This window comes from Lacticaseibacillus yichunensis (genome assembly GCF_003946405.1).
Classification (GTDB): domain Bacteria; phylum Bacillota; class Bacilli; order Lactobacillales; family Lactobacillaceae; genus Lacticaseibacillus; species Lacticaseibacillus yichunensis.
On record NZ_RHOG01000049.1, the window covers coordinates 1 to 10,409 of the forward strand.

The 10,409-nt window shown below is 56.3% G+C and carries 7 protein-coding genes; all 7 read right to left on the reverse strand.

What is annotated here, in order from left to right; all coding sequences use genetic code 11:
* Positions 1 to 3,010: 3,010 nt before the first annotated feature.
* From EKM95_RS10975 to fmt, 7 genes are read right to left on the reverse strand one after another with little or no spacing between them, the layout of a single operon-like run.
* Entirely contained in the window at positions 3,011 to 3,685 is a 675-nt protein-coding gene (locus EKM95_RS10975; RefSeq protein ID WP_125698409.1) for a thiamine diphosphokinase, read from the reverse strand.
* Positions 3,685 to 4,329: a ribulose-phosphate 3-epimerase gene (gene rpe, locus EKM95_RS10980; RefSeq protein WP_125698411.1), complete on the reverse strand. Its 645-nt coding sequence runs from the start codon at positions 4,327 to 4,329 to the stop codon at positions 3,685 to 3,687. Before rpe ends, EKM95_RS10975 begins: the two co-directional genes overlap by 1 nt.
* A gap of 16 nt (positions 4,330 to 4,345) precedes the next feature.
* Positions 4,346 to 5,254 (reverse strand): ribosome small subunit-dependent GTPase A, encoded by a 909-nt coding sequence (gene rsgA / locus EKM95_RS10985; RefSeq protein ID WP_125698413.1) that lies wholly within the window; start codon positions 5,252 to 5,254, stop codon positions 4,346 to 4,348.
* A 20-nt stretch (positions 5,255 to 5,274) separates the two neighbouring features.
* On the reverse strand, positions 5,275 to 7,275 hold the full coding sequence (gene pknB / locus EKM95_RS10990) for a Stk1 family PASTA domain-containing Ser/Thr kinase (protein ID WP_125698415.1): 2,001 nt from the start codon (positions 7,273 to 7,275) through the stop codon (positions 5,275 to 5,277).
* The gene (locus EKM95_RS10995; RefSeq protein ID WP_125698417.1) at positions 7,272 to 8,015 is read right to left on the reverse strand and encodes a Stp1/IreP family PP2C-type Ser/Thr phosphatase; all 744 of its coding nucleotides are present in this window, start codon (positions 8,013 to 8,015) and stop codon (positions 7,272 to 7,274) included. The genes pknB and EKM95_RS10995 overlap by 4 nt, the downstream gene beginning before the upstream one ends.
* 9 nt (positions 8,016 to 8,024) lie before the next feature.
* Positions 8,025 to 9,365, reverse strand: a complete 1,341-nt coding sequence (rsmB, locus tag EKM95_RS11000) for a 16S rRNA (cytosine(967)-C(5))-methyltransferase RsmB (protein WP_225423300.1) — start codon at positions 9,363 to 9,365, stop codon at positions 8,025 to 8,027.
* On the reverse strand, positions 9,346 to 10,302 hold the full coding sequence (gene fmt, locus EKM95_RS11005; protein WP_125698421.1) for a methionyl-tRNA formyltransferase: 957 nt from the start codon (positions 10,300 to 10,302) through the stop codon (positions 9,346 to 9,348). The genes rsmB and fmt overlap by 20 nt, the downstream gene beginning before the upstream one ends.
* Between the last annotated feature and the right edge of the window lie 107 nt (positions 10,303 to 10,409).

A 10,409-nucleotide genomic window follows, 5' to 3' on the forward strand; every position in this document is an offset into this window, starting at 1 on the left:
CTCGACGGCCCTCTGCTTCTCTTTTAGTGAGTACATTTAATATCATACCTGAAGTCCAACTTTTTGTCCGCACGCCCCCGGTGCCCTTCATTGAAATAGTGTCACCGCATCACACCAGTTTGGGGTGCCACCACACTGGGCGGCAAACGCTACGATCTCTGAGACCGCAACTTTGTGTTTATCGGCCAAAAATATCGATATTCCCGGTCTCAGGGATCGCAAGCAGTGACAGGTTTTCCAAAGTAGCTATTCCGCCGCGTACTCAGGGGATACGACCTGCTTGATTTGAGTGCCAAGAAGACAGAACGGCATACTCCGAGGATGCGGATCTCTTGTGAGCCGCACACCCCGGAAGCCTCCGCTGTGAAGGCGAGTGATGGCATCACATTTCTTTCCATCCGCGCCGAGAAATTTCCAGATTAAATTTTGTAGATCCACCTACCCCCGGGTATGGCGCCTCGTGCCAAGCCCCGCGCACATGAAATTTCGATTGAAAAGATGTGTGATGCCATCCCACATCTTTATCCGCACATCCCTAGCGCTCCGCGCGAGACCGGGTTGATACCCAGAAGTTAAAGGCTAACAACTCTATCAGCGCTTGATTGGACACAACTCTCTCACACGCATCCTACGACATTTTCGCGACCAATCCATCAAATTCAATACGAAATCGACCTTCTAATGCGCTTCTGAGACGCTTCATCGGGCATTAGAAACCGCGGTCTATCAGCGTTTTTCCTAAGCTGGTCAGAATCTGTCGAACACAGCAAATAGTCTCGGTCACAGGAATGCCGTCAATTCAACGTTTTGATTGTCGAAAATAGAGCGACGATTGAGGTAGTTGGGCTGGCTCACGCAATAGATAAGTCCTGTCCAACTGCACGCCCCTGGGGGATTGAAACTCGCGTATCCTGAGTATGCCGATTATCACCTTTCGAGCGAAACCAGCGACTTCCGCAACCCCGGGGTACGGGCTTGCAGTCTCTGAGAATGCAAGTGTTGAGAAATATGGCCCGAAAAGACAAATCGGCAATCTCGGAGATTGCAATTGGTCACTCATTTCACATCAACCGGACTCACGGTCCACAAATGTGCTTCTTTTTCTCGTGAAATTCAACATCCGCGGTCCCGTGGTCCGCATAAATTGCCAGTCCCAGACGCTCGATATAAGGTTTTGTGACGGGGTGACACCAATGTGGATGCCACAGTCCAAGACGGGCAATCTCTGAGACTGCAAATCACCTGATTCCTACGCAGAAAACCCAAATCGGCAATCTCCAAGATCGCGACGAGTCACTCGTTTCACATTTGCGGACTCACGGTCCAGAAAATTGCTTCTTTTCCTCGTGAAATTCAACATCCGCGGTTCCGTGGTCCGCAAAGATTGCCAGTCTCAGACGCTCGATATCAAGTTTTGTGACGGGGTGACACGAATGTGGAGGGCACAGTACTGGCATGCGATCTTTGAGACTGCAAATTACCTGATTTCTACGCAGAAAAACCAAATCGGCAATCTCGGAGATCGTGACGGGTCACTCATTTCACATTTGCGGACTCATGGTTTGCAAATGTGCTTCTTTCGCTCGTAAAATTCGACATCCGCGGTCCCGAGGTCCGCAAAGATTGCCAGTCTCAGGCGCTCGAAATCATGTTTTGTGACGGGGTGACGCCAATATAGAGGTCACAGTCAAGACGTGCGATCTCTGAGACTGCAAATTGCGTGATTCCTAATCAGAAAAACCAAATCCGCAATCTCCGATATCACAACAGCTCACTCATTTCACATCAACCGGACTCACGGTCCACAAAATTGCTTCTTTTCCTCGTGAATCTAACAATCTGCGGTCCCGTGGTCCGCAGAGATTGCCAGTCTCAGACGCTCGATATCAAGTTTTGTGACGGGGTGACACCAATGTAGAGGTCACAGTCCTGGCGTGCGATCTCTGAAACTGCAAATCACCTGATTCCTACGCAGAAAACCCAAATCGGCAATCTCCGATATCGCAACGGGTCACTCGTTTTACATTTGCGGACTCATGGTCCGCAAATGTGCTTCTTTTCCTCGTGAATCTCAAAATACGCGGTCCCGTGGTCCGCAAAGATTGCCAGTCTCAAACGCTCGATATCAAGTTTTGTGACGGGGTGACACCTATGTGGAGGTCACAGTCAAGACGTGCGATTTCTGAGACTGTAAATTGCATGATTCCTACGCAGAAAACCCAAATCGGCAATCTCGGAGATCGCGACGGGTCACTCATTCCACATCAACCGGACTCACGGTCCACAAATTGGCCTCTTTTCCTCGTGAATCTCAAAATCCGCGGTCCCGTGGTCCACAAAGATTGCCAGTCTCAGACGCTCGATATCAAGTTATGTGACGGGGTGACACCAATGTGGAGGTCACAGTCCTGGCGTGCGATCTCCGAGATTGCAAATTGCGTGATTGGTACGCAGAAAACCAAAATCGGCAATCTCCGAGATCGCAACGGGTCACTCATTTCACATCAACCGGACTCACGGTCCACAAAATTGCTTCTTTTCCTCGTGAATCTCAAGATCCGTGGTCCCGTGGTCCGCAGAGATTGCCAGTCTCAGACGCTCGATATAAGTTTTGTGACGGGGTGACACGAATGTGGATGCCGCAGTCCTGGCGTGCGATCTTTGAGACCGCAAATGACGTGATTCCTAATCAGAAAAACCAAATCCGCAATCTCCGAGATCGCACTGGGACAAAACCCCTCATCGGCCAGACTCACGGTCCGTAAATGTGGCGCTTTTGCGTGTGAATCTCAAAATCCACGGTCCCGTGGTCCGCAAAGATTGCCACGTCCTGACATTGCATGGCTAAATTGTTGTGATGGCATCACACACATATTCCTTTATCCCGCGGGCGTGCGATTCCTGCCCCTGATCCCGCAAAAAAGTAGTGTGACGCCATCACAATACTTTCTGCCCTTCTCCTTCGGATGCGCAACAAAAAAGGCGCTCATTTTTGAGCACCCTGTCATGCTTAGTTATCCCGAGTCTGCCCAACGCGATCGCGGCTGCGAATCACCGCGACCACCCCTTCTGAAAAGCTGACTCGAACTGGTGCCTCCCCTAAAAATTCGTTAGAGGCCCAGGAAAACGGTCGGCCGTTGGTCCAAGCTGGCAACGCGTATTTGGCGCCGGTGATCGTGAGGCTCCGGACCGCCGTTAAGTTGGCGATGCCGAGATACCGGAATTGCGGCCGCGGCTGAAGGAGATGCGCGCCGGGCAACAAAAAGTCGATCCAATTCTGCTGATCAACGAAGCTCACCCGCTCGGCGTATGACTCAAACCGCGGCTGGGTCAAAAGCCACAAATTGGAGAGCAAATGATCGAGTCGGCCGCCTGTCCCGCCAAGCACCAGCACCCGCGTCGCATGAGATTGCTCAAAGGCCACGCGCAACCCCATTTCGGTGTCGGTCTCATCTTTTTCAGGCGCAACGCGGGCCACATCGGCAACCGCCGCACGCACTTTCGCGTATTCGGCCGCCGTTTGCGAATCAAAGTCGCCAACCGCAAACGCAGGCGCCACCCCCGCTTCAAGCAAGGTCAACGTGCCGCGGTCGACGCCGGCCCAGGTTGGGGCAAGGCTTGGCCAGTCAGCAGGCAAAAGGCCGCGTGGTCCGCCGACCATTAGCCCCAGCAACGAATTTTCCATTAAGCGCGGCCCTCAAGCTTGGCAAGCCGCTGCGCCGGGTCGCCGTTGAAAATGTACGAACCGGCCACCGCTATATCGGCGCCGGCCGCCGTCACGTCGCCAATCGTCTGGTCGTTGATGCCGCCGTCGACTTCGATTGCAAAATTGAGTCCGCGAGCCGTCCGTATTTTCGCTAAGGCCGCGACCTTCGCCGTCATCGCCGGCAGAAAATGCTGGCCGCCAAAGCCCGGGTTGACCGTCATGATCAGCACCTGATCGACCAGCGGCAAGACCTCATCGAGCGTGTTCAGCGGGGTGCCGGGGTTCAGCACGACGCCGGCTTGAACGTGATGCGCGGCGATGGTCTGCAGTGTCCCGTAAAGATGCGCGGTCGCTTCCTGATGCACGAGAAAAATGTCGGTGCCCGCGTCGGCAAAACCGGCGATCCAGCGATCGGGGTCGTCAGCCATCAAATGAACTTCAAGCGGCAGGCTAGTCCGCGGCCGCAACGCGCGCACGGTGTCGGGGCCAAATGTCAGATTTGGCACAAAATGGCCGTCCATCACATCGATATGTAGCCGGTCCGCCCCGGCCGCTTCGACAGCCGCGACGCCGGTGGCAAGATCCGCAAAATCCGCACTCAAGATCGAAGGTGCGATCTTCATGTTCACATCTTCCCTTCTATTTTTTCTGATATGTTGGCCGCAAGCCGGCTAGCTCACTGCGAAACTGCAGGTAATCGTCGTACCGGCTCTGCATGATGGTGCCCGCTTCGACGCCGGCCTTTACCGCGCATCCTGGCTCCTTGTCGTGCTGGCACGAGCGGAAACGGCAGTCATCGGCGACCGCAACGAATTCCGGAAACCGGTCGCGCAGGTCGCTGAGTTCGACGCCCAGCAGGCCAAGCGACGAGAAGCCCGGAGTGTCCGCCACCAACCCGCCGTTTGCGATGAACAGTTCCGTCGTCCGCGTGGTGTGGCGGCCGCGATTGAGGGCCTTGGAGATCTCGCCGGTCGCCAGCTGCAGGCCTGGCACCAGATGGTTGATCAGGGTCGATTTACCGGCCCCTGTCTGCCCGGTGAAAATCGTCAGTTTATCGGCAAAACTCGCACGCACCGCCGCAAGCGTCTCCTCGGCAAACGGCGGCAGTGGCGCAAAGGTGGCATACCCGATCTGCTCGTAGCCCGCCAGCGCCGTCTGAATTTTCGCCAAGTCCGCAGCCGGCACCAGATCTGTTTTCGTCAAATAGATCTCGGCGTGAATCGACTTGCCCTCAAGATACACGAGAAAGCGATCCAGCAGGTTCAGGGAAAAATCGGGCTCGGCGGCGGCCACGACCAACAGCGCCTGATCGATGTTGGCCACAGGCGGCCGCACCAGCGCATTGTCGCGGGGCAAAACGTCGATCAGCACGCCGTCATCGTCTGCGGTGGCGCCGGGGGTGTAGGTCACCCGGTCGCCGACCAGCGGCGTGACATCGCGCTTGCGCAACACGCCGCGGCCGCGGGTGCGGGTCACCTCGCCGTCCGTCGCGATGTCGTAATACCCACTGAGCTGGCGAATGATCTGTCCAGTTTTGACTTCAGCCATAAAAACTTCCTTTCACGGAACTACTTCACGGTGACCACGATCACTTTGGTCGTGTCATCGACGCTTTCAATGCTCTCGACGATCACGGAATCCGAGGATGGATCTCCGGCGTCTGTGGTCACCGTATAACCCTTTTCAGTTGCGAAGCCCTGGAGCGCGATGTATGTTTTGCCCACATACGCCTCGACCTGGCTCTTGACGGTTGGCGTTGAGGAAGACGTGTCATCGGGCTCACTTGAGGACGACTCACTCGTGCTGGAAGACGCCGGGGCGCCAGTCGAGCGAGCGACGGTCAAGGTTTCGCCGGCTGTTAGGGTACTGCCGGAAGCTGGGGAGACGGAGATCACATCACCCTTCGCGATCGTATCCGATTCCTGATCCTCGAAGATGACCTTCATGCCGTTTTCACTTGCCCAGGAACTCACCTTGTCTGCGGACTGGCCGATAAAATCTGGCACCGTCACGGTCTTTTCCTCAGGCTCAGAGGAGCTGCTGGACGAGACGATCGGCTTTGGCCCTTTCGAAACGGTAAATGTGATTGTCTCATCGGCTGGGACGACCTTACTGCCGGCCTGCAGACTTTGCGAAAGGATGGTGCCTTCTGGGGCGTCGTCTTCTTTTTCCGTCTTTTTGACCGTGAAGCCAGCCGACTTCAGATCGCTGTGCACGTCGTCGTAAAGTTCGCCGGTGTAATCATCTACGGTGAATTTTTCCACGCCTTTGCTCAACACAATGTCGACCTTGCTCTTGCTCTTCACGCTGGTCTTGCGCCCTGGCTCCGAGCGAATGACGCGATTTTTGGCCACGGAGTTGGAGTTGGCTTTGGAGACTTTGCCCAGTTCGAGGTCCGCGGCTTTCAGTGCCGATTTTGCCTGGGTCTGGGTCATGCCCCGCAGATCCGGCACATTGACATCCCCCTTGGCCCCAGTGAACGCAAAGATCAAAAAGGCGATCAAGGCCAGCAGCGCGACGCCCGCCACGATCAACGGCCAATATTTGCTCCAGGTCGGCTTCTTCTTGGCGTTCTTGTTGTCACGTTTTTTGGCCGCCGAATCGGTCGTGGCCGCTTGCGTTGAAGCCGGCTGGGTCGAAGCCGCAGCGGCAGAGGCCGCAGCAACCGCACCCGCGCTCGGCAGGACCTTTGTTTCATCGAGATCGCTGTTCGTCGCCGCCACGAATTTTGGCTCATGGGCGCGAGACGCAGACAGCGCGGTCTTCAGGTCATCCGCCATGGCAGCGGCACTCGTGTAGCGATCGGCCGGCTCCTTTGCGGTGGCCTTGAGCACCACATTTTCCAAGGCTTGCGGAATGCGCGGGTCAAAATCGCGAACCGCAGGCATGTCCTCTTGAAAATGTTTGAGCGCGATGGACACCGCCGAGTCGCCTTCAAACGGCACCGTCCCCGTCAGCATCTCGAACAATATGATGCCCAGCGCGTAAATGTCGCTTTGCTTGGTCGGCATGCCGCCGCGGGCCTGCTCCGGCGACAGATAATGGACCGAGCCGAGCAACGAATTGGTCTGCGTCATCGAATTGTCCGACAGGGCCACGGCGATGCCAAAATCGGTGATCTTTGCATTGCCATCTTCATCGATCAAGATATTTTGCGGTTTCAAGTCCCGGTGGATGATGTTGTGGTCATGCGCCAGCTGGACCCCGGACAGGATCTGGGCCATGATGTCGATCACGCGCTGATAAGGAATCGGAAAATGCTCGACGATGTATTTTTTCAGATCGGTGCCATGGACATATTCCATGACTAGGTATTGCTGACCATGACTTTCCCCGACATCATAGATCGACACGATGTTGGGATGGACCAGCTCCGACGTCGCCATCGCTTCCCGCTGAAACCGGCGAATAGTATCGGGATCATTTTGCAGGTCGAGCCGTAAGACCTTGACGGCGACGTCGCGGTCCAAGATCAGGTCATGGGCGAGATAGACATTGGCCATGCCGCCTTCACCCAAGGTCTTCAGAAGCTGATAGCGTTCATTGAGAATATTGCCTGGTTCGATCATTCGTGCTCCCTCCGATCTTGATGAATGAGCAGTGCGGTGATGTTATCCGGCCCGCCCGCGGCATTGGCCTTCAAGATCAGCTCTTGCGCCTTACTGCCAAGTGGCAACGCAGAGCCGATGACCGCCTCAAGCTGCGCATCCGGCACCTGATTGGTCAAGCCATCCGAACACAGCAAGAGATAGTCATCATATTCCATGTCGTAAATGGTCACATCCGCATCGACATCACTGGACACCCCAAGTGAGCGAGTGATCACATTGCGCTGCGGAAAACGCTGCGCCTCTTCCTTGGTCAACTCACCGTGTTTGACTAGTTCGTTGACCAGGCTGTGATCCTCGGTGATCTGCAAAAGATGCCCGCCGCGATACAGGTAGCACCGCGAATCGCCGATGTTGGCCACGACGAAGCGGCTGCCGGAAATGACGACTGCCACAAGGGTCGTGCCCATCCCGGTCAGGTCCGTATAGCGCTGGGCTTTTTCCAAGATGACGTCATTTTCATTTTGCAGCTCAAAGATCAACCACCGCACGATGGTCTCAACGTCCGCCGTTTTGGTCTCGCGGAAGGCATGCCCGATATGGGAGACGGCCATTTCACTGGCGACATCCCCACCTTGGTGCCCGCCCATTCCATCGGCAACGATCGCCAACGTCGCATCGGCCTGATTGTTGAAAAGACCGACATAATCTTGATTGTTCGGCCTGCGTCGCCCCAGGTCGGTTCGGTATGCATATTCCATCGAGTTCTCCTATTTACGCACAAAGCTCGCAATGAAAAAGCCGTCGGTGCCATAGTCATCGGGAAAAAGCTGAAGTGCCGGCGCGCCATGCGCGTGGATCAGGGCCTCGGCCCCGGGCACGGCCACTTGCTCAAAATCCGGCGAGGCCGCCAAAAAAGCCGCGACCACGTCCTGATTTTCTTCATTGACGATCGTGCAGGTGCTATACGTGAGGCGCCCGCCCCGCTTGAGAAGCGGCGCGACGCTCTTTAAGATGGCAAGCTGAATCGCCGGCAGCGCCTCAAGATCGCTTGGCTGTTTGGCGTAGCGAATCTCGGGCTTGCGGCGCATCAGACCCAGCCCGGAGCAAGGCGCATCGACCAAAATGCGATCAAAGGTCTCCTCCGCAAATTCATCCCCGGCCTGCCGGGCATCCATCACCCGACTATCGATGCGCTTCTGCAGCCCGAGGCGCCGGGCATTTTGGTCGATCAAGCGCACCTTGTGGGGATGCAGATCGAGCGCGATCACCCGGCCGCCTTTGTCAGGATCCAGATATTCGGCGATGTGCGTCGTTTTCCCGCCCGGGGCCGCGCATGCATCCAGCACCAAGTTATCCGGCTCAATGGCCAAACTCGGCGCCACCAGCTGGGAGCTTTCGTCCTGCATGGTGTAGTCCCCAGCCGAAAACGCGTAGGTCTGGACCAAATGACCGCCTTCTGACGTCAACCCAACCGGACTGACTTCAGACGGGGTCAAGGTAAATTCCAGCGCCAACGCCTGCTGCAGGGCCTCGCGCGTCGTCCGGGTGGTATTCACCCGCAGCGCCGCCGCACTCGGCCGGTCGATGTCGCTGAGAATTGAGGTTGCTTTGGCCATCCCTTGCTGGGCGATCAAGCGGTCCACCAGCCATAACGGGGTGGAGGTCGCGATGCTCAGCCGTTCATGGTCGTCTTCGATGTCATCAAGGCTCGGCGCCCCGTCGCGTTGAAACGCACGCAGCACACCGGTCACAAACTTGGCGAGCCCCACATGGCCGCGTGTTTTGGCGATCTCGGTGGATTCATAAAAAATCGCTCGGGCCGGAATTTTGTCCAGATAGACGAGTTGAAAAACCGCCGTTCGCAACAAGATGCGGACCCACAGATCGAGCTTGCGATCCTTGATAAATGGTGCCAAGTCATAATCGAGCGTCAATTGATGCTGCAGCACGCCGTAAACAATGGTGGTGACCAGCCCCGCATCGCGTGGATCGAGATGGGCCTTGGCCAACGCCGCATCCAGCGCCAGATTTGAATAACCGCCGCGTAGTTCCAGCTGCTCCAGAATCGAAACCGCCAGCGCCCGGGCATTACTTTGTGGTTGGCTCAATGAGCTGGTCCCCCTTTTTGATTGCTTGACCGGCGCCATTGAGATAGGCGGCGATCGACTGGGCGTCCTTGCCCGCCGGCTGCAACGTGTCGATCTGCAATTGCGTATGGTCGCCGGCCGCGACGATCAATTGCTTCTTGGTGCGGTCGACGACTTCACCCGGCTTGGCGTCGGTGGGTGCCTTCAGCGAGGTCACCGCCCAGAGCTTGACGCGCTGGCCATTGATCACGACATAACCACCCACGTCTGGCCGCAGCGCGCGGACCCATTGATCCACTTGCTCGGCTGGGAGCGTGATGTCCAGTTGTTCTTGTTCCTTCGTAATGGTCGGCGAAAAAGTGACGTGCTTTTCTTCTTGTGGCAGTGGCTTCAGCGAACCATCGATGATCTGCGGCAGGACGCGAAGCAGGAGATCACGGCCGATCAGGCTTAATTTATCAAAAACGGTGCCGCTGTCGTCTTCGCGGGTCAGGGTCAGCCGCGCCTGGGCGTAAATTCCACCGGCGTCCATCGCCTTGACCATTTCCATGATGGTCACCCCAGTGGCACTGTCGCCGCTGAGAATGCTGTATTGAATCGGCGCCCCACCGCGCCACCGCGGCAGTAGCGACCCATGAACATTGAGCGCCGCAATTTTTGCCGCGTTCAGGAACCGCACCGGCAAAAATTGGCCATAGGCAGCGGTGATGATCAGATCCGGCGCCAAGGCGATCGCCTCGTCTAGTTCGGGGCTCTTGCTGAGTTTTTCCGGTTGCAGCACATGCAGCCCCAAGCGGACGGCCGCCTGTTTCACTGGCGACTGCTCCAGCAGCTGCTTACGGCCCACGCGGCGATCCGGTTGGGTGATCACGGCTTGCACGTCATAGTGAGCGGCGACCAGCGCCTCGAGAATCGGGACGGCGAACTGGGGGGTCCCCATAAACACAACAGATGTCATTGATGCGCTCCTTTCGTTTCTTCCATTAAATAGTGGATACTGAATATTTGTAAGTGCCTTGTTTTCATGGGAACCGTTCCGTTACTGTCGTATAATGAATGCAGAGG

Coding starts and splice junctions, on each gene's coding strand:
- EKM95_RS10975 (WP_125698409.1), bottom strand. CDS start 3,685: ATGGAAAATTCGTTGCTGGGGCTAATGGTCGGCGGACCACGCGGCCTT.
- pknB (WP_125698415.1), bottom strand. CDS start 7,275: ATGATCGAACCAGGCAATATTCTCAATGAACGCTATCAGCTTCTGAAG.
- rsgA (WP_125698413.1), bottom strand. CDS start 5,254: ATGGCTGAAGTCAAAACTGGACAGATCATTCGCCAGCTCAGTGGGTAT.
- rpe (WP_125698411.1), bottom strand. CDS start 4,329: ATGAAGATCGCACCTTCGATCTTGAGTGCGGATTTTGCGGATCTTGCC.
- EKM95_RS10995 (WP_125698417.1), bottom strand. CDS start 8,015: ATGGAATATGCATACCGAACCGACCTGGGGCGACGCAGGCCGAACAAT.
- fmt (WP_125698421.1), bottom strand. CDS start 10,302: ATGACATCTGTTGTGTTTATGGGGACCCCCCAGTTCGCCGTCCCGATT.